19 protein-coding genes are annotated in these 23,143 nt (G+C 32.7%); 15 read left to right on the plus strand and 4 right to left on the minus strand.

Going from position 1 to position 23,143, the window contains the following annotated elements; all coding sequences use genetic code 11:
- The first annotated feature begins 12 nt into the window (after nt 1-12).
- From CAN42_RS05645 to CAN42_RS05655, 3 genes are all read left to right on the plus strand, one after another.
- Nucleotides 13-1,356: a butyryl-CoA:acetate CoA-transferase gene (locus tag CAN42_RS05645; protein WP_085875890.1), complete on the plus strand. Its 1,344-nt coding sequence runs from the start codon at nt 13-15 to the stop codon at nt 1,354-1,356.
- Between the two features lie 645 nt (nt 1,357-2,001).
- Nucleotides 2,002-2,484, plus strand: a complete 483-nt coding sequence (locus tag CAN42_RS05650; protein ID WP_062571074.1) for a CarD family transcriptional regulator — start codon at nt 2,002-2,004, stop codon at nt 2,482-2,484.
- A 33-nt stretch (nt 2,485-2,517) separates the two neighbouring features.
- A complete protein-coding gene (locus CAN42_RS05655) occupies nt 2,518-3,606 on the plus strand; it encodes a PIN/TRAM domain-containing protein (protein WP_062571075.1) in 1,089 nt (362 codons plus the stop codon).
- 62 nt (nt 3,607-3,668) lie between these two features.
- Here the strand turns inward: CAN42_RS05655 and CAN42_RS05660 are convergent, their stop codons facing one another.
- Nucleotides 3,669-4,097 (minus strand): Dps family protein, encoded by a 429-nt coding sequence (locus tag CAN42_RS05660; protein ID WP_085875891.1) that lies wholly within the window; start codon nt 4,095-4,097, stop codon nt 3,669-3,671.
- A gap of 217 nt (nt 4,098-4,314) precedes the next feature.
- Here CAN42_RS05660 and CAN42_RS05665 point away from each other — a divergent pair, with 217 nt between their 5' ends.
- Both CAN42_RS05665 and CAN42_RS05670 read left to right on the plus strand, forming a co-directional pair.
- The gene (locus CAN42_RS05665) at nt 4,315-5,382 is read left to right on the plus strand and encodes a pyridoxal-phosphate-dependent aminotransferase family protein (protein WP_085875892.1); all 1,068 of its coding nucleotides are present in this window, start codon (nt 4,315-4,317) and stop codon (nt 5,380-5,382) included.
- 151 nt (nt 5,383-5,533) lie between these two features.
- On the plus strand, nt 5,534-7,783 hold the full coding sequence (locus CAN42_RS05670) for a stalk domain-containing protein (RefSeq protein ID WP_085875893.1): 2,250 nt from the start codon (nt 5,534-5,536) through the stop codon (nt 7,781-7,783).
- Nucleotides 7,784-7,869: 86 nt separating this feature from the next.
- Here CAN42_RS05670 and murC read toward each other — a convergent pair whose 3' ends face one another.
- Complete coding sequence (gene murC, locus CAN42_RS05675; protein ID WP_085875894.1) at nt 7,870-9,264, minus strand: UDP-N-acetylmuramate--L-alanine ligase; 1,395 nt, start codon at nt 9,262-9,264, stop codon at nt 7,870-7,872.
- 159 nt (nt 9,265-9,423) lie between these two features.
- Between murC and spoVG the strand changes: the two genes are divergently transcribed.
- Nucleotides 9,424-9,747 carry a septation regulator SpoVG gene (spoVG, locus tag CAN42_RS05680; RefSeq protein WP_085875895.1) on the plus strand — a complete coding sequence of 108 codons (324 nt, stop codon included), beginning with the start codon at nt 9,424-9,426 and terminating at the stop codon, nt 9,745-9,747.
- A 112-nt stretch (nt 9,748-9,859) separates the two neighbouring features.
- On the opposite strand, the gene alr is transcribed toward spoVG, so the two are convergent.
- Nucleotides 9,860-11,017: an alanine racemase gene (gene alr, locus CAN42_RS05685; RefSeq protein WP_085875896.1), complete on the minus strand. Its 1,158-nt coding sequence runs from the start codon at nt 11,015-11,017 to the stop codon at nt 9,860-9,862.
- 106 nt (nt 11,018-11,123) lie between these two features.
- Entirely contained in the window at nt 11,124-12,443 is a 1,320-nt protein-coding gene (locus CAN42_RS05690; protein WP_245149854.1) for a uracil-xanthine permease family protein, read from the minus strand.
- A 92-nt stretch (nt 12,444-12,535) separates the two neighbouring features.
- On the opposite strand from CAN42_RS05690, the gene crcB reads away from it, so the two are divergent.
- From crcB to hprK, 9 genes are all read left to right on the plus strand, one after another.
- Entirely contained in the window at nt 12,536-12,898 is a 363-nt protein-coding gene (gene crcB, locus CAN42_RS05695) for a fluoride efflux transporter CrcB (protein WP_085875897.1), read from the plus strand.
- An 83-nt stretch (nt 12,899-12,981) separates the two neighbouring features.
- Entirely contained in the window at nt 12,982-13,680 is a 699-nt protein-coding gene (locus CAN42_RS05700) for a response regulator transcription factor (protein ID WP_062571084.1), read from the plus strand.
- Entirely contained in the window at nt 13,680-15,752 is a 2,073-nt protein-coding gene (locus tag CAN42_RS05705; protein ID WP_085875898.1) for a sensor histidine kinase, read from the plus strand. The genes CAN42_RS05700 and CAN42_RS05705 overlap by 1 nt, the downstream gene beginning before the upstream one ends.
- A 143-nt stretch (nt 15,753-15,895) precedes the next feature.
- Complete coding sequence (locus CAN42_RS05710; protein WP_085875899.1) at nt 15,896-16,279, plus strand: BlaI/MecI/CopY family transcriptional regulator; 384 nt, start codon at nt 15,896-15,898, stop codon at nt 16,277-16,279.
- Nucleotides 16,276-17,670 (plus strand): M56 family metallopeptidase, encoded by a 1,395-nt coding sequence (locus tag CAN42_RS05715; RefSeq protein ID WP_062571086.1) that lies wholly within the window; start codon nt 16,276-16,278, stop codon nt 17,668-17,670. Before CAN42_RS05710 ends, CAN42_RS05715 begins: the two co-directional genes overlap by 4 nt.
- A 494-nt stretch (nt 17,671-18,164) precedes the next feature.
- Entirely contained in the window at nt 18,165-18,395 is a 231-nt protein-coding gene (locus CAN42_RS05725) for a hypothetical protein (protein WP_085875900.1), read from the plus strand.
- Between the two features lie 103 nt (nt 18,396-18,498).
- Nucleotides 18,499-20,250: an aminopeptidase P family protein gene (locus tag CAN42_RS05730; protein WP_085875901.1), complete on the plus strand. Its 1,752-nt coding sequence runs from the start codon at nt 18,499-18,501 to the stop codon at nt 20,248-20,250.
- 4 nt (nt 20,251-20,254) lie between these two features.
- A complete protein-coding gene (uvrC, locus tag CAN42_RS05735; protein WP_085875902.1) occupies nt 20,255-22,117 on the plus strand; it encodes an excinuclease ABC subunit UvrC in 1,863 nt (620 codons plus the stop codon).
- Nucleotides 22,107-23,021: an HPr(Ser) kinase/phosphatase gene (hprK, locus tag CAN42_RS05740; RefSeq protein ID WP_085875903.1), complete on the plus strand. Its 915-nt coding sequence runs from the start codon at nt 22,107-22,109 to the stop codon at nt 23,019-23,021. Before uvrC ends, hprK begins: the two co-directional genes overlap by 11 nt.
- Nucleotides 23,022-23,143 lie beyond the last annotated feature (122 nt).

Genomic DNA, 23,143 nt, shown 5'->3' on the forward strand with positions numbered 1-23,143 from the left:
TAAGGAGGAAATATGGATTATTCTAAGGACTATAAGGAGAAATTAATTACAGCCAAAGAGGCAGCCGGACTGGTTAAGGACAAGATGTGGATTGACTACGCTTGGGGTGCAAGTACACCTCTTGCCTTTGACAAGGCTCTTGCTGAAAGACTAGATGAATTAAATGAAATTTATTTGAGAGGCGGGGTACTTCTTTGGGAGCCAGAAGTATTTAAAAAGGACCCAACAGGAGAAAAAGTTGTTTGGAATTCTTGGCACGCAGGTGGACCAGATAGAAATAGAATTAACAAAACACCTGGAGGTTTTTATATTCCATTAAGGTACTCAGAACTTCCAAAAATGTATAGGGAAAATTGCAAGGTTAATATAGCAGTTATTGTAACTCCTCCAATGGATAAGCATGGTAATTTTAATTTTGGTCTTAATGCTTCACATTTGAGAGCAGTTACAGAAGTTGCTGACAAGGTAATTGTTGAAATTAATAAAAATATGCCAACTTGCCTTGGAGGATTCGAACACGAAATTAATATTAAGGATGTAGACTACATTATCGAAGGAGAAAATCCAGAAATTGCTGCACTTCCAAAGGGAAGCTTCGGTGAAGTTGATAAAAAGGTTGCAGAATTAATTGTAGAAGAAATTCCTAACGGTGCAACACTTCAACTAGGAATTGGTGGAATGCCAAATGCTGTTGGCTCTCTAATTGCTGACTCTGACCTAAAGGACCTTGGAGTTCATACAGAAATGTATGTTGATGGTTTCGTAGATATGGCGAAGAAGGGTAAGTTAAGTGGTTCAAAGAAGTCAATTGATAGATTTAGACAAGTTTATGCCTTCGCAGCAGGTTCTCAAGAAATGTATGATTATTTAGATTTTAATTCTGATGCTATGTCTGCTCCTGTTTCTTACACAAATGATGCAAGAGTAATTGCTCAACTTGACAACTTTATTTCAATTAACAACGCTGTTAACGTAGACTTATTCGGACAAGTAAGTTCTGAATCTTCAGGATCAAAACACATTTCTGGAGCTGGTGGACAACTTGACTTCGTCCTAGGAGCTTATTTATCTAAGGGTGGAAAGTCCTTTATCTGTCTATCTTCTAAGTTTATGAACAAGAAAACAGGTAAGGAAGAATCAAGAATCGTTCCAAACTTTGAAACTTTCTCAGCTATTACAGCTGCAAGACCTAACACTCACTGGCTAGTAACTGAATATGGTAAGTTCAACTGCAAGGGCCAAGCAACATGGCAAAGAGCAGAAGGTATCATTAACATAGCTGCACCAGAATTTAGGGATGACCTAATTAAGGAAGCAGAAAGAATGAATATCTGGAGAAGAACTAACAAGAGATAATTTATAAATTATTTCCCCTGATTTTTTCAGGGGATTTTTTTGCCCTTTAACAAGGTGTTATGGCAAGAAAATGTAAGGTTCTTAAATATTGTGAGAGAAGCATTTAAAAGTAAGCTTGTGACTTTTTATTAAGTTAAAAATACTTATAAAGTTATAAGATTCTATGAAGTTGAAAACAAATACAAAGTTATAAGATTCTATAAAGTTATGAGAATTTATTAAATAGAAAATAATTACAAAGTTATAAGAGCTTGCTAAGCTGTAAAAAATTATGAACTCATAAAGACTTACAAGTTAATAAAAAAAAGCAAAGTTATAGTTTGTTACTAAAGTAAGAATAAAAAGCAAAGTCATAAGGTCTTATAAGGTTAAACTTTATTGCAAGACTCAAAGGAAATATTAAATAAAAATTTATTAAACTGTTATTCTTAATAAAAATACATTAAATATTTAATAGTTTTTTTATTTACTTCAATAAAATTTCACAATGCCCATCTATATCTTTCACAAAGAAAAATTATAATAAATAAAATACAAAAAATTAAAAAAAATCTTTGCATAATGTAATGGATTATGATATAGTATTACGTTTACTTTTCTAAAAAGCTCTGTTATACTAGTATAAGGGACAATAGGAGGTAAAAAATGTTTAATATTGGTGATAAGATTGTATATCCTATGCATGGTGCCGGTGAAATTGTAGCAATTGAAGAGAGAGAGATCCTTGGAGATGTACACAAGTACTACATAGTGAGGTTGCCTATAAATGACCTTAAGGTCATGGTGCCTGTAAAAAATGCAAAAGAAGTTGGTGTTAGAGATATTTCTGATGCTGATACTATGGAGAAGGTTTTAAAAAACCTATCTTCTGGAGAGATAATTTCTATGCCAAAAAATTGGAATAGAAGATATAGATACAATCTTGACAAGATTAAATCTGGTGATTTAATGGAAATTGCTGATGTTGTAAGATCTCTTGAGAGCCTAGATAGAGAAAAGTCCCTATCAACTGGTGAGAGGAAGATCTTGAATGAGGCAAAGCAGATTATTGTATCAGAGATGGTTCTTGTTTTTGAAAAAAATGTTGAAGAAGTGACAAAATTAATTGATGATGCCATTTTTGGATAAGGAGGGATTTTTATTAGCAAAAACCGAAAAATTGTGTCCAAAATTTTTAAGTTTCTATTTACTGTAATAGGCGCGTTAGTAGGTGTTTTTATTGTATCTGTTTTATCAGATGTTAACTTTGTAAAAGCTATTGGTAGCCAAAAAATTACAACAGGCATTTCTGTTGTTGTTGTACTTTTATTTGCACTTATATTTTTTATGCTTTCTCCAAAGGCCTTTAGGGCTTTGGAAGATTTGTTGGCTATCTGGGAGAGACAAATTCAAAGAAAATCTTTTACAGAAGTTATACTAGGCGCTGTGGGACTAATTCTTGGTCTCATAATAGCATTCTTAATTTCACAACCTATTTACAAGATTCCAATCCCCTATGTGGGTTCGGTAATTTCAATATTGCTTTATGGTATGCTTGGTTATTTAGGTCTTAATATTGGGATGTCAAATAAGGACACTATATCAGAAAAAGTTAAGGATCTTACATCATTGGCTGTTAAAAGAAATGCAAAGCCCAAGGATGTGGTAAAGGATCGCACAGGCATTCCCAAGGTCTTGGATACTTCTGTTATCATTGACGGAAGGATACTTGACATAGCAAGGGCAGGGTTTATTGAAGGCCCTCTTGTTGTTCCTGTTTTTGTACTTGAAGAACTACAACACATAGCTGATTCTGCTGATGGCTTAAAGAGAAATCGTGGCAGGAGAGGTCTTGATACAGTTGCAGAAATTCAAGAGCTAAAAAATGTTGAAGTTATAATCTACAAGGGCAAGATTGAAGAAATTCCTGAAGTGGATTCCAAACTTTTGAAGCTTGCCATTGAATTAAATGGAAAAATCGTGACTAATGATTTTAATTTAAACAAGGTAGCTAAGGTTCAAAATTTAGATGTTTTAAATATCAATGAGCTTGCCAATGCAGTTAAGCCTCTATATCTTCCCGGCGAAGAGATGGATATCTTAATTGTAAGAGAAGGTAAGGAGCACAACCAAGGTCTTGCTTATTTAGATGACGGCACTATGATTGTTGTTGAAAATGGCAAGGACTTAATTGGAGAAAAGGTAAATGTTGTTGTTACATCGGCTCTTCAAACTTCAGCAGGCAAGATGATTTTTGCAAAATTAAAATAAAAAAATAATCATTAGATTAAGTATTTTAATCTAATGATTATTTTTATTTAAGAATTATTATTTTATTTTAAGCTTGATTCAATAAACCAAATTTGTTTATTGTAGTCTGAGATATGGTCTTCCATAGTATTAGCTACTGGGAAGTTGTCCTTATCATTTGCTTCTTTTCTAATTTCTAATGCAAGTTCCTTTTGTAGCTTAATGTCAGCAAGAAGAATCTCTAAAGCTTCATTTGTTGGAATTTCCTTAGAGTCTTCAATTTCTTTAACTGTTGCAACTTCAAGATATTTTTTAAAGCTTGCTGTTGGGAATTGTCCACTCATTCTAATAAGTTCAGCGATTTCATCAAGTCTGTCAGCAGCTTTATCATATTCGGATTCTAAATATACATGAATAGCCACGAATTGTTTTCCAACTATATTCCAATGAAGATTGTGAAGCTTAATATGTTCAACTGCAAGATTTGCTAAATAAATATTTAATTTTTCCATTTAATTTCCTCCTAATATTTTATTTATATTTAGTATAAAGCATATAAAAGAAATAAGCAATATATTTAACATCTGTATATTAGGAGTATATAGTTTTTAATAAAACATAGAATATATACTTAATAAACAAATTTTATTGTAATAAGTTAAAAAGTTTTTTGTTTGACTATAGTTTTGATTTGTATTATTATTTCTTAATAGATAAGGGGGAACGAAAATGAAATTATTTTTACCCGGTCCTGTGTCTGTTCGCAGTGAAGTTTTAAAACAATTTGACAAACCTGTAATTGGACATAGAACTAAGGAAGCATCAGAAATTCAAAAATCAATTACAATAAATATGCAAAAGATATTTGGAACTAAGGAACAAATCCTTGTTTCAACATCATCAGGTACTGGACTTATGGAAGGTGCCATTAGGTCTTGTACTAAGAAGAGGGCTCTTATTTGTGCCATAGGATCCTTTGGAGAACTTTGGCAAAGGTTGGGACTTGAAAATGGAATAGAAACTGACATCTTAAGATCAGATGACGGAGAAGCTACTGACCCAAATAAGTTAGAAGAAGCTTTAAAGGCAAAGGAATATGATTTTGTTGGTATAACTCACAACGAAACATCTTCTGGTATCTTAAATAGTTTGGATGAATTAAAGCCTCTTATTGACAAGTATCCTCATATTATTTGGGCTCTTGACACAGTAAGTTCTGCTGGTGGAACTCCAATTGATCAAGACAAGTATGGAATTGATATAGCAATTACTTCTTCACAAAAATGTCTAAGTCTTGTACCAGGACTTAGCTTTGCATCTTTTTCACAAAAGGCTGTAGAAAAGGCAAAGACTGTTGAGAATAGGGGTCACTACTTTGACTTACTTCTTTTATACAAGTATGTAAAAGAACACAACTACCAATATCCATCAACTCCAGCTATTTCTAATATGGTTGCTGCTGAATATCAATTGAATTATATTGTTAATGAAGAAGGACTTGAAAACAGATTCAAAAGACATGAAGAAATGTCTGAGTATTTTAAGAAGTGGGCTAATGAAAACTTTGAAGTCTTTGGCAACAAGAAGTACCTTTCTCCAACAATAACTTGTGTAAAGAATACAAGAAACTTGGAGTTCGATACTATAAGCCAAGAATTTATGAAGAAGGGATTTTTAATTTCTAACGGCTATGGAAAACTTGCTGGCAAGACTTTTAGAGTTGGTCACATGGGCGACACAAGACTAGAAGATATTAAAGAGTTTACAAAAACTTTTGACGAAATTCTAAATAAATAAAAAATTTATTTTCACAAAGACCTAGATGGGGAGTAAAAATTTCTCATCTGGGTCTTTTTAATTTATAATTAAGTTTTTGTTACAAGTCACAATATTCTTTGTGAATGGCTTAGCTATGATTTATAATTTTTAATTAAGTGAGGTAGATTAAATGAATAAGAAAAAAATTAGTATTGCATTGATTTTATTTTTTCTCTTAATAAGTTCAAAGGTATTTGCAGAGAACAATTTGCTATTCCAAGAGCCAATAGGTCCTGGAGTTGTAAGATACAAGTACCAAGTTAAGAGAGGTAAAGGAAATGCAGAGGTAAATGTAATAAAGGTTGATTTAAACAATCCCTATGCAAAGATTAACACTGTAGCTGGTGGTGGAACTTATACTAATAAGGCCACAGTTTCTCAAATGGCAAATAGGACTAATGCAATAGCCCTTGTCAATGGTGACTTCTTCACTATGCAGTTAGAAGGTGCTCCACAAGGTCCATCAGTTATTAATGGAGAGACTAAATCATCGCCAGCAGTTTTAAATGACATCTGGTCTTTTGGAATTGACAGTAATGACAAGGCTTTTATTGAACTTACAAAGTTTGTTGGAAGCGTCACTGCTCCTAATGGTAGATCTTTTCATATTGATGGATTAAACAAAACTAAGTATTGGTACCAACCATCTATGGAGTATTCCCACCAAAATAAAATTCAATTGTATGATTCCTTCTGGACAGCTAAGACTAGGGGAGATAAAAATGGTGGAGAAGTCCTCTTAAATGAAAACAATGAAGTTGAACAAATTTCTTACAATAAGGGACTTGATATGTCTATCCCTAAGGGAAAGAAAATCCTACAATTTTCTGGTTCCGCCATCAAATTTATCCAAGACAATGTAAAAGTGGGAGACAAGTTAGGCATAAAATACAACATTGAACCTAATAGAAACTGGAAGATGATGATTGGTGGTCACGCAGTCTTAGTTGACAATGGAGCTGTAAAACCCTACACAAGAGATATTAAATTTATTGACGGTGTAAGGGCAAGGACTGCTGTTGGAATTAGTCAAGATGGTAAAACAGTTTATGTAGTAACTGCTGAGGGAAGGACTAAAAGATCGTCAGGCTTAACAATTGCTGAACTTGCAAAATTTATGCAGGAAATAGGAGTTTATAAGGCTATGAACCTTGATGGTGGTGGCTCAACAGCCATGGCTATTAGAAATCTTGGAGACTTAAACAGGACTAGGGCAACAAATCCAGAGAGAAATGGTGCTGAGAGAAGGGTTGTAAATGGACTTGGAGTTTATAACACAAGTAAGAACACTGGCTTAATTACTGATGGAAAATTTGAAAGTGATGTAGACACTATTGTTGGTGAACAAGTTAACTTAAAATTAAAATCAGCTTGGGATGAATTTTTAAACCCAATTGATATAAATACAAGGACTTACACTATTTCAGATTCTTCCAATGGAGCAAATATCTTAAATGGTCAAAGCTATCTTCCATTAACTCCTGGCAAGTTTACAATTAAGCTTCAAGCTGATAAGGGCGATGGCTTTAGCAAGGAGCTTAATGTTGCTGATCCATCAAGCTATAGCAATCTAAAGCTTTCAACAAAAAACAATATTGTTAAAAAGGGTAGCGAAATTAAAGTTGATGCAACAGGAGAGTACAAGGGAAGAAAGATTAATATTTCTCCAAGAGTTTTAACTTACTCCTTTGAAGACTTAAAGGCTGAAGTAAATCCAAATAATTTTAATATAAAAATTAATGACTATGGAAAAAATCCAAAGATTATTGTAAAACTTGGAGCTAAAACTACAAGCCTTTCACTTTATGATGAAAACACAAGACTTATAAAGATGAAAATAAATGATGTGAACTACACAGTTAATGGTCAAGTTAAGAAGATGGATGCAAAACCATTTATTTCAAACTCAAGGACCCTTGTCCCTCTTAGATTTATCGTTGAGGCAATAGGCGGAGATGTTCAATGGGATGGAGATAGTAGGGTAGTGACAGTAAATAGCAATGGCAAAAATATAATTCTTCCAATTAATTCTAAGAAAATCACAGTTGATGGAAGGGAAATTGCTATTGATCAAGCTGCAATAATTAAGGGCGACAGGACTTATGTGCCAATTAGGTTTATTGCAGAGAACTTAGGTATGAATGTAAACTACATCAATGAAAGTCGTGAAATTGAAATTTCATTCTTCGAAGATAAAAAAGACTTAGATAAGAAAAATATTGAAGCTAATGGAGATGTTAATACTTCTAGTAACAATGTAAATAACTCTAAGAATAATGCAAATAATAGTGAAGCCAATAAGGCTATTAAGAATAAGAACTTAGAAACAAATAAGAATGCTATAAATGTAAATCAAAACAATAAGAGCATATTAAATTAAAAGATCTCCCTGAGGGGAGATTTTTTAATGAAAGAATATCTTTATAAGAGTAAGAAAAAAGGAACTCACGAGAGTTCCTAATTTTTTTAATTATTGTTATCTTCAGCTAAGAGCATCTCGCCAATTTTATAAACGTCACCAGCTCCCATAGTTACAAAAATATCGTCCTTTGAAATATTTTCTTTTACAAACTTAGCTATGTCTTCAAAACCAGAGATGTAAAAGGCATTGTCCCTGTGTTCAGCAATAGCATTTCTGAGAGTCTTTGAGTGGATATCACCATAGTCCTTTTCACGAGCTGCATAAATATCAGTGATTATAATCACATCAGATTCGTCAAAGGAGTTTGCAAAGGCATCAAGAAGAAGCTTTGTTCTTGTAAAAGTATGAGGTTGGAAAACTGTGTAGAGTTTACCCTTGCAGGCATTTTTAATTGCATGAATTGATGATTTTATTTCAGTTGGGTGGTGGGCATAGTCGTCCATTACCTTAGCACCCTTGTAGAATCCTTTCACTTCAAGTCTTCTCTCAACGCCCTTGTAAGTTTTTAAACCAGCAATAGAATCCTCAATTGAAATTCCATTTACATAGGCTGCCCCAATTGCTGCAAGAGAATTTAAAATATTGTGTCTGCCAAGAACTGAAAGTTCAACGTGGGCAAGATTTTCGCCCCTAAGGTAGAGGTCATAAGCTGGGAAACCTTCTTCGCTAAACTCGATATTCTTAGCCATAAGGTCTGCATGATTATTTATTCCAAAAGTAAAGGCCTTGCAGTTTGTAATAGGCAAGAGGGATTTTGTATTTTCATCATCAATATTTATAATTACATAATCACTTTCACTTAAGTTATCAACGTAAGCCTTAAAGGTTCTTATTATGTGGTCAATGTTGTCAAAGTAATCTAGGTGGTCCTCGTCAATATTTAAAATAATTTCTGTTGTAGGGAAATACTTTAGGATGTTTGCCTTGTACTCGCAGGCTTCAGTTAAAAATAATTTTTTATCCCCAATTTTTATATTTCCATCAATATCCTTTAGTTGACCACCAAGCATAATTGTAGGATTGACATCAAGGTCCTTAATAATTTCTGTAAGCATTGATGTAGTAGAAGTCTTGCCATGTGTTCCTGAAACGGCAATTGATTTGTCGTAGTTCTTCATCACTGCTCCAAGGAAACTTGCACGGTCTACAAGATCTATTTTTTGTTTTACAGCTTCAACATATTCTTCGTTATCAAAGGAGATTGCATCTGTAAAGATGACAAGGTCCATTCCATTAATGTGGTCTTTCTTGTGTTCGTAATAAATAGTAGCACCATTCTTTTCTAATTTTTCTGTGTTAATGGAAGGACTCCTGTCGCTTCCAAAAACCTTATAACCCTTAGCCAACATTAACTCTGCAAGAGCAGACATAGAGATGCCACCGATGCCAATAAAAAATATATTTTTGTAATCACTTTTATCTATATTAATTTCAAACAATTTACTTCCTCCAATTCTCTTTAATTATAACATATTTTCTAAGGTGAGAAAATTTTTTAACTTGTCATTTAAGTAAATTCAGAGAAAATATTGAAGTAATATATTCAATTAATAATCAGATTATGTTATAATGTGATAAAGAAAGAGAGGGATACTTCTATGAACATAACTGATGTAAGACTACGTAAATTGCCAACTGAAGGAAAACTTAAAGCAATAGTATCTGTTACCTTTAATAACGAATTCGTGCTTCACGACATAAAAATAATAGAAGGCAAAGAATCATTATTTTTAGCAATGCCAAGCAGAAGACTTCCTAATGATGAATACAGAGACATTGCCCATCCTATTAGTGCTGAAGCAAGAAAAGAACTTGAAGATGTTGTATTTAAAGAATATTATTCTGTCAAGGAACAACTTGACCAAGAAGATAATGATGGTGGAGTTGTTGAAGTTGAAGTAGAAGAAATAATCGAAGAATAAAATTTAAAGATTGAGAGGGCATCGACCCTCTTTTTTTTATGTAAACTTGTAAAGTAAAGGTGACGCAATAAAAAATAAAAATAAAAAAAGGCTATGAAAGTCATAGCCTGTGTCAGTCCATCTTGCTCACGTGGACAAGTTCTTTATTTTTGTAATAGTATTTTGGAAGTCTCCTATTGAAGTGGGTTATAAAGGATGTTTCACAATCGCCAGAATGGATGCAGATATCACGAACCTTTATCTCTTCGCCTTCTTGTCGACCAATTAAGACAACGTCATCGCCAATCTTGCAGTCCACATCTGTGGCATCAATCATCATTTGATCCATACATATAAGACCAATTTGTTTGCATCTCTTGCCATTAATTAAAACTTCAATTTTTTCTGAGAGGATACGGGGGAAGGCATCTGCATAGCCAAGGGGAAGAGTTACAACTTTTGTGTCCCTTGGGCACTTATAAAATCTTTCGTAGCCAACAGTTTCGCCCTTCTTTACTTCTCTTATAGAAGAAATTTGTGCCTTCAAGGATATAATTTCTTCTAAACCAAACTCCTCAGGTAGATGATCGCTATCAGTGTAACCAAATTGAATTATACCAGGTCTAACCATATCTAGGTCGTACTCGTCATGGAAGAGAACTGAATGAGAATTTGCAATGTGCCTAAATTTAAATTTGCATCCAAGATTCTTTAAGTCATCAATAAATTTTGTAAAGGTCTTGAACTGTCTTTCAGTAAATTCTGGATCAGCTTCACAAGCTGCAAAGTGAGAAAAAATTCCTTCCACATTTATATTTTCAAGTTTAAAGATTTCACAAATTTCTTTTTTTGCTTCGTCACAAGGTGTAAAACCAATTCTTGACATACCAGAGTCAAAGGCAATATGTATCTTAGCTTCTTCTTTCAAGTCACCTGCAAGCTCATTTAAAACTAGGGCATCATTTAGGGAATAAATTGTAAGTGTAATGTGATTTCTTATTGCATCTTCATATAGATGGCGAGGAGTGTAACCCAAGATCAAAATGTTAACTTTAGGAAATTTTTTTCTCAAGCTTAGGGCCTCTGATAGAGTTGCCACTGCATAATTATTTATTCCAAGGTCAAGGGAAACTTGTGATAGGGGAAGGGCACCTAGTCTATAAGCATCGCTTTTCACAACACTCATGACTTCAGTTTTTTCTCCAACCTTGTCCTTTATTATCTTCATATTATTTTCAAATTTATCAAGATCTATCTCAATCCAAGCAGGTCTTGTTAAAAAATCTTTCATCTTATTATCCTTTCGATTAAGAGTTTAAAAGTTGCTTTTTTTATTATATCACAGGAAATAAATAAAAATCTTTTGAAAATAAAAAAACTGCCCTTAGGCAGTTTAATTAATATTCCTTATCTACTAACAAGATGTTTAAAATGACAGCTACAATAGTTCCTCCAGAAATACCTGAAGAGAAGAGAGCTGCAATTATGCTTGGAAGTTTTGCGACTATATCTGGTTTCATTGTAATACCAATTCCAACTCCAATGCCACCAGCAATAATCATTAGGTTCTTTGATGAGAACTTAGCTCTTGATAGGGCCTGCATACCTGAACCTAAAATTGTTCCAAACATAAGGATACCTGCTCCACCAAGGATTGGTGTTGGCATAATAGAAACAAGAGTTGCAAACTTTGGACAAAGACTCATTATAATCAAAATAAATGAAGAGTAAATTGCAACTTTTTTTGATGCACACTTTGTAAGTGGAATAAGTCCAACGTTTTGACTAAAGGTTTGGGCTGCACCAGATCCAAAAACTGGAGAAAGCATTGAGCCAATAGCGTCTGCTCTTACACCAGATGCAATGTCGTTGTCATCAAGATCAACTTCACAAACTTCGCCAAGAGTTTTCATAACTCCAACAGTTTCAATAATTGTAACAAGGTAGCCTGCTATGAAGGGGATGACAAATTTCAAATCAAATTTAAGTCCAAAGGGAAATAAACTTGGAATTCTTATCCAAGGAGCAGCAGCTACTTGTGAAAAGTCAACAAGATTTAGCGGAATACAAATTAAGTATGAAATAGTCATGGCAATGACAACTGATGCTGTTGTTGCAAAGCCCTTTCCATAATGATTTATAAAAATTATAAGCAAGAAGGTGAAGACAGCTATCCCAATAAAGAGTGGGTCCCCATAATTTTCTGCTCCATAACCTCCTCCAACCCAGTCAAAGGCAACAGGCATCATTGTAATACCAATAAGAGTGATTACAGTTCCAGTTACAACTTCTGGGAAGAATTTAAGTAGTGGCTTTATAAAAAAGCTTAGAATTAATTCTAATAGGGCACCCAAAATTGTAGCGCCATAGTAACCAGCAAGACCTCCGCCCATGGTATTAATAACAGCGTTGGCTGGTGGAACAAATCCAAAGTCCGTTCCCATAATTGTCGGTAGACCTATACCAACCTTGGCCTTGCCATTAAAAATCCCTCTTGTTTGGATAAATGAACATATACCCGAAGCAAGAAGGGCAGCAGAGATAAGTACCGAAGTATCATAAACATTTGTGCCAGCGATAGCAGCAATACTAAGTGGCACTGCAATAATACCACTAAAGGCAGTCAAAATATTTTGAAAACCAAGTAGAGATGATTTCAAAAAATCTGGCTTGTCGTCAACTTCATATTCAAGTTTCATACCATAATATTTCTTCACAATAAACCTCATTTCTCATATAATAATGTTGAATAAATTTTAACACATTCACTTTTAAGTAACAATATTTGTATGTATAGAAAGGAAAAAAATTGTACTTTTTTGTTGGACTCGGTGGAGCCTTGGGCTCTCTACTAAGATATTTTTTATCCACTGCAATAAAAAGTCATGGGGACTTCCCTCTTGGAACTTTTTTAATAAATGTAGTGGGATCATTTTTAATTGGCCTCATAGCTTTTTACGCAGAGAAAAATAATTTGGACTCAAGACTTGTTTTATTTTTAAAGGTTGGTTTTTGTGGAGGCTTTACTACCTTTTCAACTTTTGCCTTTGAAATTTTTAACTTGGGAGACAATCAAAAGTTTGGTACAGGAATTTTTTATGCAGGCCTTAGCATAGTTTTATCTCTCTTTGCAATCTATCTTGCAAGGACTCTTGTAATAAAAGCTTTTTGAATTAAGAATTAATAAATTTGTAAGAATTAGTAAGAAGTTTTGTAATTATTATTTGCTATTATAAAGTCAGAAGGAGGGATGTAATGGATAAGTATAGTATTTTAATTGCCGAGGACGATAAGGAAATCGCAAGGTCCATTGGAATTTATCTAAAAAATGAAAATTTTGAAATTTTTTATGCTGAAGATGGACTTGAAGCTCTAGAAATTTTTAAAAATGAAAAAATTGATTTAATTATAATGGACCTCATGATGCCAAAACTTTCTGGCGAGGAAGCAATAATTAAGTTAAGAGAAGTTTCCTTTGTCCCAATAATTATCCTATCTGCAAAATCAGAGGACACAGACAAAATTTTTGGACTCAACATTGGTGCTGATGATTATGTTCAAAAGCCCTTCAATCCAATGGAACTCATTGCTCGAGTGAAGAGCAACCTGAGAAGATTTTATGCCTATGATTTAAAAAAGGACAGGAACTTTATTGAGATAGGCAGCATCAAGTTAGACTTGTCACAAAAAATTGCCTATGTAGAGGACAAGCCAGTGGCACTTACTTCTATTGAGTTTAAAATTTTGGAACTCTTGATGAAGAATCCCAACAGGGTTTTTTCCATTGAAGAAATTTACGAAAGTGTCTGGAATGAACCAGCCATGGAGGCAAAGACTGTGACAGTTCACATCAGACGTATTAGAGAGAAAATCGAAGTAAATCCAAAGAAGCCAATGTACTTAAAAGTCCAGTGGGGTCTTGGATATAAGTTCGAAGATTTGAGGCGAAAATAATGAAAAAAAATTCTTACAAATTATCCTATTATGCTTTAATAATTTTAGGTATATCACTTATTTCACTTTTAGCAGGTATATTTTTATTTTCAAGGGATCCTAGCTCTTCTTATAGAAGAATTTTGACAGAGCAAAGAATTTATGACACTCTAGCCCAGTCAGTTAATGACAATTATTATAGTGGTGGGGCTTCTTTTAATTATGCTATTAAGTCATATAAGTTAAAATATTTTGATCAAAGTGGAAATGAGATTTTAGAAAGGGCAACTATTGATGCTCAAAAGAAAAAGGATGAACTTAAGGCCAAGGGACTTGATCCAAAAGACTATTTAGAAGCTTGGATGCTAGAACAACCAGAATTAAAATCTGAGTACAAAACTTTTTACTTAACTAATGAATATGAAAAAAATGAATTTGATCCACTAGATATTGAATTGAGAAATAATGATTTCTTAATCACAGGTTCAGTCCAACACAATAGAATTATTATAGACAAAGTTCAAAAGACTCAAAGACTTATGGATAGTGATTATAGTTTTATTGATAAATCTTTTAAATCTAAGATGAACGACTATTTTAATGAAATAAATAGCAAAAACGACGTAAAAAATTTAAAGTTTGCTTATTACGCATCATTAGACGATGAAGTCTTTAAAGATATTGAAAGAGATGTCTTTAGAGATCAAGTTATAGTACAAATTGGAGTTAGCGTATTAATAGCTGCAATACTATCTCTTCTTGTTGGACTATTTATGAATATGGAAAAAGTTGACGGCAGTGAAAGCTTGAGAAAAGTTTTCAAGTTTCCAATAGAAGCTGTGATTATCTTATTTATAATATTTGTAATTTCCAGTGCAGGAATATCAAGCATGAATCAAGTTTATACCAACCTATTTATCTTTTATGCCTTATACCTAGTAGGTCTTATGATAATTTCTCTAACAGCAAACTATTTTGTAATTCTTATAAAGTCAATCTTTAATAAGAATACAGAAAATTATTTAGTAGAAAATGCTTTAATCTATAGGGCCTTTAAGGCAAGCATTGCAGAATTTTCAAGAGTAGACAAATTCGATAATAAGGAAATAAACAATGCCAAGATGAAATTCACCCTTGTTTATCTTGTCTTGTGCATTGTAGTATTTCTACTCTTAATGTTCTTCGCAGGCATGTTTGCAACAGCATCTGAAGCAATTCTTATTCCTATGATTATTTTTGCAGGCTTTATCTACTTTATAATTCTTAAAAACATTAACCAAGTTGCGAGAATTAATAAGGAAGCAAGCGAAATTGTAGGCGGAAACTATAAGAAGAAGATTGAAAAAACTGGTGGACTTTATGACGGCATAGTTGATAACTTTAACAACATTGGATCTAACTTAGACAATGCTATTGAAGATGCAGTTAAGTCTGAAAGGTTAAAGACTGAACTTATAACAAATGTGAGTCACGACCTAAAGACACCTCTTACTTCAATACTCAATTATTCTGACTTGCTTTCAAAGGAAGATAATTCACAAGAGGAAGCTAAAGAGTATGCAAAGATAATTAACGAAAAGTCCAACAAGTTAAGAGTCTTAATCGAAGACTTGTTTGAAGTTTCAAAGGCAACATCAAATAACATTGAACTTGATAGACAAGAGCTTGATTTTAATTCTCTCGTTGCCCAATCAATAGGAGAGTGGGAAGATAAAATTAAAGAAAACAATATTGAGATAATTTCCAATCTTCCTGAAGAAAAAGTTATGCTTAAGATTGATGGACAAAAATTCTCAAGAGTCTTAGACAACTTATTCTCAAATATTTCTAAGTATGCCCTAGAAAACTCAAGAGTTTATGTAGACCTAAGAGATGAAGGGGGAGTTCAGCTTACAATAAAAAACATTTCTAAGTATCCACTTAATATTTCTGCAGAGGAACTTATGGAAAGATTCACTCGTGGAGAAAAATCAAGGACAACTTCAGGATCAGGTCTTGGTCTATCAATAGCATCCTCCTTTGTGAGAGCTCACGGAGCAAGCTTTGACATTGATATTGACGGAGACTTATTCAAAGTTACAATTGAATTTTAAAAATAAATTTAATAAAGAGGAGAAAGTTCGGGAGACCGGACTTTTTTCTTTTATTAAAACTTGACAAAGATAAAGCGATACTATATACTCAAGATGAAAATATAAATGTCGACAAAAATAAAATGATTTATGGGGTGAAAAAAATGGAGCTATCAAATGGAGAACTAATGGTAATGGAAGTTTTGTGGGAAGGCGAATGCTTAGATGAAAATGGAGAAATTCAAGCCTTAGAACTATCAAAAGTATTATATGAAAAATACGACTTGGGTAAAACATCCTGCTACACATTTTTTGGCAGACTTTTAGAAAAGGGAGCAATAGCAAGGAGGTATCCTAAGTACACAATAAAACCCATAGTTACAAGAGAAGAAGCTTTGCAGGAACAAAGAGAAGAAGCCATAGATAAATTCTTTCAAGGTTCTTTTATAAGTTTTTGTAAAACATTTTTAAAGGATAAAAAAATAAGTAAAGAAGAAATTCAAGAGATGAAAGATATAATTAAAGATTTTGAAAAGTTAGAAAAATGAGAATAGGTTTAGTAAGTTCAGCACTTCTTTATAAAAGTTTAAAGTCTATTTTAATAATATTTATAATTTTAATTTTTAGAAAGAGATTAAATTTAAAAAGTATTAAAGGTGCCAATACTATATTATGGACTCTTCTTTTAATCTATTTAATATTTCCAAAAGATATACTATTCAGTTTAGAAACCTATGAAGGATCAAAATTTATAAAAATAATTTTTGCACCATCAATTTTGATAAATCAAGCAGCAATAAATATTACATACAAATTTCCGTCACTATCAAGGATTAATAGGATAGTTGGCTCAATTTTACTTGTTATTTATACACTATATCAATTTATAAAATTTAAAAACGTTATTAGTAATTCTTATGAATTAAAAGAAAGAACTCATTTAAATAAATGTCAAAAAAAATTTAATATAAAAAGAGAAGTTAAAATTTATATTAATGATGAAATAGATACGCCTATAACCTATGGGATAGTGAAACCAAAAATAATTTTACAAGAAAGTATTTTAAAGGATTATGATTTATTAAATCATGTATTAACACATGAGCTAGTTCATATAGAAAAATATCATATTGCATTAAGTCACTTAAAAAATTTAATAATATGTCTTTACTGGTATAATCCATTTTTAATACTTAGCTTAAAATATTTTGAAGAAGATATAGAGATAAACTGCGACAAAATAGTTATAGAAAAAATAGGAGATAACCTAGAAAACAGAAAAAATTATTGCCAGTCACTGCTTAAATTAGTAGAAAGACAAAGAGGAAATGATAAATTTGTCTTAAATTTAAGCCCAACTAGAGAAAGGATGCTGACCATGAAAAATTGGAAAAAAACAATATCAGGTACATTTACTTTAGTATTTTTATTAATGTTGTACATACCCGTAATTACAAATGCCGTAGTAGTAGATGAAAACGAAGTTATTTCAGATACAAAAGAAATAAAAGAAGTTTATGTAAATGTGGACAATGTAGTTGAAGAAATAACAGATGAAGAGTATGAGAAGTTAGATTTATATAAAATTCCAACTAATGAATTAAGATCAGCAAATGTAGATGAAAAAATTAGAATTGAAGGATTAGATCATGAGTCTTATACATTTAATATGAATTCAATTTATGGAAAAGACCACAATGGTTTTACTGTGAGAACAAGTGAGATGTATTGTAAAGGTGGAGTTGATTACACAATTATCATACAAGAAAATGGAAATTTAATATATGAGGCAAGATTCGATAAAACTACAAATTTAAAAATTAAAGCTAATAGTGTAAGTATTTACAAAGTTATTATAATTAATCAGTCTGTAAATCCATTGACTTATAAAATAAACATAAGTAGTTATGATAGTGATGGAAGAATGTGTACTGATTAATAAATATTAAAAGGAGAGATAAGTTGAGGACAAAACAGCTTTTAATTTACATCATAAGTATAATAATATACTTAATATTAGTTTATTTATTAAATAAGCGTACTAATAAAAAAAGAACTATGTATGGAATTTCATTACTAAGTTTAATATTATTTGTTAGTCTTAAATTTTTTGGCAGGAAATATAATATTTACTTTTTAGGTTCTGATAAATTTATAAACTCTTACTTAAATTTAATGTGCATTGTAATCAACATTCCTATATTGTATGGAGGGTATAAAACTATAAATTTTTATGTTAATAAGAAAATTACTAAGGAAAATCAAGCTTTAATAATTAAAAGTATATTGATAATAGTACTACTCTTATTAGTATATATAAGTTACACATGGTGGGAAATTGTATATTACTTTTTATTTTAAAATATTATGGGAGAAAGCAGTCGATTTAGCATAATAACAAATCCTAGAAAGTAATAAAAAGGAGGTAATATTTTGAAGAAAGGTTTAGCTATATTTCTTATATGTTTGTCATTTTTTACAGGATTCTTTGTAAATAAAACTATTGCAAAAGAGAATCATGGTCTGACAAAAACTCAAATGGAAAAATTAATAAATAGGAAAATTTCCAAGGATGAGTGGAGAAAAATGACTCAAGATGGTGAAGTAGAAATGATTGGTGGAGCTGATGGACCTACACAAATTTATACTGAATCAGATAAATAAGATAACTTAAATTTCAATAAAGTTCGGTTGAAAATATTTAACCGGACTTTTTTCTTTGCCCAATTTTTCTCTTGTGATAAGATAGGACTTAGGAAGTGATAATGTGATTTTAAATAAAATACGAAACTTAATGGAAGAAAATAAAATAGATTTTTATCTTGTGCCAACAAAGGATCCTCATGGGTCAGAGTATCTGCCAGATTATTACAAGGAAAGAGAATTTTTGACGGGCTTTACTGGTTCACAAGGGACTGCTGTAGTGACAAGAGATGAGGCTTTCCTTTGGACTGATGGAAGATATTACATTCAAGCTGCAAGAGAGATAAAAGATTTTGGCTTTGAACTTAAAAAACAAGGACAAGCTGGAGTCTTAAATTATGATGAGTGGATTGCAGAAAACATGAAAGAGGGAATGACCCTTGGTCTTAATGCAGAATATTTTTCTCATCAAGAGTTTTCTTCTATTTCAAAGAAATTGAAAAATAAGAATATTAAAATTCTTGATATAGATTTGATAAAGGACCTTTGGGAAGATAGGTATGACTTTCCATCTGATGATGCCTTTTTGTTGGATATAAAATATGCGGGCAAGTCAGCAACAGAAAAAATTTCTGAAATTAGAGCAGTTTTAAAAATGAAAAATGCCAAAATGACAGTGGTTTCTTCACTTGTTGACATTGGCTGGACTCTTAATCTTCGTGGCTTGGACATAAAGGACACGCCAGTTTTAATTTCCTTTATGATAATTGAAGATGATAAGGTAATCTTGTTTACAAATAGGTCTAAGACAAAGAAGATAGAAGAAGAACTGTATAAAGTCTTAGAAATAAAAGATTACTCAGATTTTTATGAATATTTAGAAACTTATAAGGACGAGAAAATTTATCTTGACCCTGCATCTATTAACGAAAGAATTTACAAGGGCCTTTGCGATAAGAATGAAATTATCTTTGGAAGAAATATTTCAGAAGACCTAAAGGCTATAAAGAACGAAGTTGAAATAAAAAATCTTGAAGACACTTATGTTAGAGATGGAGTGGCACTCTTTAAGTTCATCTATTGGTTAAAGAAGAATGTAAAAAATAAAATTGGAGAATACCAAGCTGCTATGAAGCTAGATGGACTTCGTGGAGAGGACCCACTTTATATTTCCAATTCCTTTGACACAATCTCTGCCTATGGCTCCAACGCTGCCATGATGCACTATCATGCCACAAAGGAAAGCCAAGCAATAATAGAAGACAAGGGACTTTATCTTGTAGACTCAGGTGGACAATACTATTCAGGGACAACTGATATAACAAGGACAATTGCCATGGGAGAATTAGGTGAAGAAGAGATAAGGGATTACACCTTGACACTTAAGAGCCATATAAACTTAATGGACGCAGTTTTCTTAAAGGGAACTTATGACCTAGCCCTTGATGGGATTGCAAGATATGCCCTATGGCAAGAGAGGATGGACTACAAGTGTGGCACTGGCCATGGAATTGGATTTGTCCTTTCAGTTCACGAGGGACCACAGAGAATTTCTCCAAGGGATCCTGCAGTTAGAATGAAAGAAGGCATGATTGTATCCAATGAGCCAGGAGTTTACAAGGAAGGCAAGCATGGAATAAGGATTGAAAATATTATGAGGGTTGTCTACGACTGCGAAACTGTGGACTCAATCTTTAATAAGTTTAAGACAATTTCCATCTGTCCCTTTGAACTTAATGCAATTGATGTGAGTCTTTTGACAGATAGACAAGTAGAAGTTTTAAATTCCTACCACAACGAAGTTTTTGAAAAGTTAAGTCCACATCTTGAAGGAGAAATTTTAGAATACTTGAAAGAAGCAACGAGAGAGGTATAGATAATTGTTAGATTTAAGAGAAAGGCTTGATAAACTTCCTGACAAACCAGGAGTTTATATAATGAAAAATGAATTAGATGAGATAATCTATGTTGGAAAAGCTAAATCTCTTAGAAAAAGAGTTAGACAATACTTTGGATCCTATGGAAAGTCCTCAAAAAAAGTTGCCAGCATGGTGTCAAAGATTCACGACTTCGAATATATAATAGTAGAAAATGAAGTTGAGTCCCTAGTGCTGGAATCCAATCTGATAAAGGACAATCTTCCAAAATACAACATCCTCTTGCGTGATGATAAGCAGTATCCCTACATTAAGGTCAAGGTCAACGAGAGGTTTCCAAGGGTTATGAAGACAAGAAGGGTTGCCAAGGACGGAGCAAAATACTTTGGACCCTATCCAGATGTCTTTGCAGTAAATGGCTCTATTGAAACCTTTGAGAGAATTTATCCCCTTAGGACCTGCAACTTGAATCTTGAAAATGTGGAAGAAAAACCCTTTAGGCCCTGCTTAAACTACTACATTGGCAAGTGTCTGGGACCCTGCACTGGAGAAGTAAAAGATGAGGATTATAATTTAATGGTTGAAGAAGTCCTAAGTTTTTTATCTTCATCAAACAGTAAGCTAGTGGATAAGCTTCACGAGAAGATGATGGACTATTCGAGAAATCTTGATTATGAAAATGCAGCAGACATTCGTGACAGAATTAAAAATCTTGAATACTTAAAGGAAAGACAACTTATTTCTGACCCAGAAGCCAACGACGACAAGGACATTATTGCCCTTGCCAAGGGAATTGATGAAGTTATCATTCAAATCTTCTTCTTTAGAAATGGAAAAATTATTGGTCGTGAGCACTACATGATAAGGGACTATTACAATGATTCCTATGAAGAAATCTTTTCGTCTTTTGTGAAGCAATTTTACATTGGGGCATCTTATATACCAAAGGAAATTATAATAGAAGAAAAACCTCTTGATCTTAAATTGTTAGAAGACTGGCTCACAGAAAAGAGGGGCAATAAGGTTAACATTGTAGTTCCAATTAAGGGCAACAAGAAGGAACTTGTTAAGATGGTTAAGAGGAATGCCCTGGATATGATTGAAAAGTATGGTGACAAGTTCAAGAAGCGTGCTGAAACAAATAAAAAGGCCCTTGAAGATATTAGGGATCTACTTGGTCTAAAGGAAACTCCTAGGAGGATAGAAGCTTACGATATTTCAAATATCTCTGGAGTTGAGTCTGTAGGGTCTATGGTGGTCTTTGAAGATGGAGACTCTAAGAAAAGTGACTACAGAAAATTTAGAATAAAAAGTGTTGTGGGACCCGATGACTATTCGAGTTTGAAAGAAGTTATCGAGAGGAGATTTACAAGGGGAGTTGAAGAAAAGAAAACTTCGAAGTCATCTTCCTTTTCAAATTTCCCAGACCTTATAATGATGGACGGTGGCAAGGGACAAGTCAATGCTGCCAAAGAAATCTTAGGCAAGTTGAAATTAAATTTAGAAATTTGTGGACTTGTAAAGGATGACTTTCACAAGACTCGTGGAATTATTTACAACAATGAGGAATTTAAAATTGATTTAAACTCACGTGCCTATAAGATGATTTATAAAATTCAAGAAGAGGCTCACAGGTTTGCAATAAATTATCACAGAAATTTAAGGTCAAAGACTATGTTTAAGTCAGAACTTGATGATATAAAATTAATTGGACCAAAGAGAAAGGAAAACCTCTTAAAGCACTTTAAATCAATTGACAAGATAAAAAATGCAAGTCTAGAAGAATTAATGGAAGTTGAATCTATGAATGAAGCAAGTGCTAATTCCATTTACCAGCACTTTAGGGGAGGAAATAATGGGCGTTAAGATAAAATATATAGTTGATGAATTAAAATTTGAACTCGTTCACGCATCGACAGACTACAAGGATATTGAAATAGAAAGCAGTGACATCAATAGACCTGGTTTGCAACTTAATGGTTACTACTCAAACTTTGTTAAGGATAGGATTCAGCTTATAGGAACTCAAGAGTGGCACTATATAAATGCTATGGACGATAAGATGAGATATGAAACCCTAGAAAAATTATTTATCTATGACATTCCTGCAGTAATTTTTTCTAGAAATGCTGAAATATTTCACCAAGCCATAGAACTTGCAAAAAAATATAATGTAACAATTCTAAGGAGTCCTGACTCAACTTCAAAAGTCTTCAGCAAAATAATTTCACTTGTAGAAGATGAGCTCGCACCAACTATGAGGATGCATGGCGTTCTCTTAGATATATCTGGTATTGGAGTTTTAATAACTGGTAGAAGTGGAATAGGTAAAAGTGAAACTGCCCTAGATCTTATTTCTAATGGTGCAAGATTAATTTCTGATGACTCAGTTATTATAAAAAACTTAGATAAGAGACTAATTGGAAAGTCACCAGAAATAACAAAATATTTTATGGAGATAAGGGGAGTTGGCATTATTGACATCCAAAAAATGTTTGGCGTTGGCTTTGTAATGGAAGAAAAGGAAATAGAGGTAGTTGTAAACTTAGAAGATTGGGACGAGTCAAAGGAATATGAAAGGCTTGGACTAGATAACAAATACCAAAGCATACTTGGAATAGATGTTGTTAGGTTTGACATACCAGTTAAGCCAGGAAGACATACAGCCCTCATAATTGAAGTAGCAACTAAAAACTACAAGCAAAAAGAGTTGGGATACAATCCTGCAGAAGCCTTAAATAATAGACTTATGGGTGGAATGAAAGATTAAAAATATTTTAGTTATAACTTAGGTATAAGTTTTTATTTACTATTATTAATAGTAGTAGAAAATAGAAAAATAAAAAGTAAAATTCCGTACTATGGAATGCCTTTCGTAATTCGCTAATTTCA

The organism is Peptoniphilus vaginalis (assembly GCF_900176605.1).
Lineage (GTDB): Bacteria > Bacillota > Clostridia > Tissierellales > Peptoniphilaceae > Peptoniphilus_A > Peptoniphilus_A vaginalis.

What these genes read in the sequence shown, in the direction of transcription:
- CAN42_RS05660 (WP_085875891.1), bottom strand. Translation starts at nt 4,097, where the DNA reads ATGGAAAAATTAAATATTTATTTAGCAAATCTTGCAGTTGAACATATT.
- CAN42_RS05700 (WP_062571084.1), top strand. Translation starts at nt 12,982, where the DNA reads ATGGATAAGTATAGTATTTTAATTGCCGAGGACGATAAGGAAATCGCA.
- CAN42_RS05665 (WP_085875892.1), top strand. Translation starts at nt 4,315, where the DNA reads ATGAAATTATTTTTACCCGGTCCTGTGTCTGTTCGCAGTGAAGTTTTA.
- CAN42_RS05650 (WP_062571074.1), top strand. Translation starts at nt 2,002, where the DNA reads ATGTTTAATATTGGTGATAAGATTGTATATCCTATGCATGGTGCCGGT.
- spoVG (WP_085875895.1), top strand. Translation starts at nt 9,424, where the DNA reads ATGAACATAACTGATGTAAGACTACGTAAATTGCCAACTGAAGGAAAA.
- CAN42_RS05710 (WP_085875899.1), top strand. Translation starts at nt 15,896, where the DNA reads ATGGAGCTATCAAATGGAGAACTAATGGTAATGGAAGTTTTGTGGGAA.
- CAN42_RS05715 (WP_062571086.1), top strand. Translation starts at nt 16,276, where the DNA reads ATGAGAATAGGTTTAGTAAGTTCAGCACTTCTTTATAAAAGTTTAAAG.
- CAN42_RS05705 (WP_085875898.1), top strand. Translation starts at nt 13,680, where the DNA reads ATGAAAAAAAATTCTTACAAATTATCCTATTATGCTTTAATAATTTTA.
- alr (WP_085875896.1), bottom strand. Translation starts at nt 11,017, where the DNA reads ATGAAAGATTTTTTAACAAGACCTGCTTGGATTGAGATAGATCTTGAT.
- CAN42_RS05670 (WP_085875893.1), top strand. Translation starts at nt 5,534, where the DNA reads ATGAATAAGAAAAAAATTAGTATTGCATTGATTTTATTTTTTCTCTTA.
- CAN42_RS05645 (WP_085875890.1), top strand. Translation starts at nt 13, where the DNA reads ATGGATTATTCTAAGGACTATAAGGAGAAATTAATTACAGCCAAAGAG.
- hprK (WP_085875903.1), top strand. Translation starts at nt 22,107, where the DNA reads ATGGGCGTTAAGATAAAATATATAGTTGATGAATTAAAATTTGAACTC.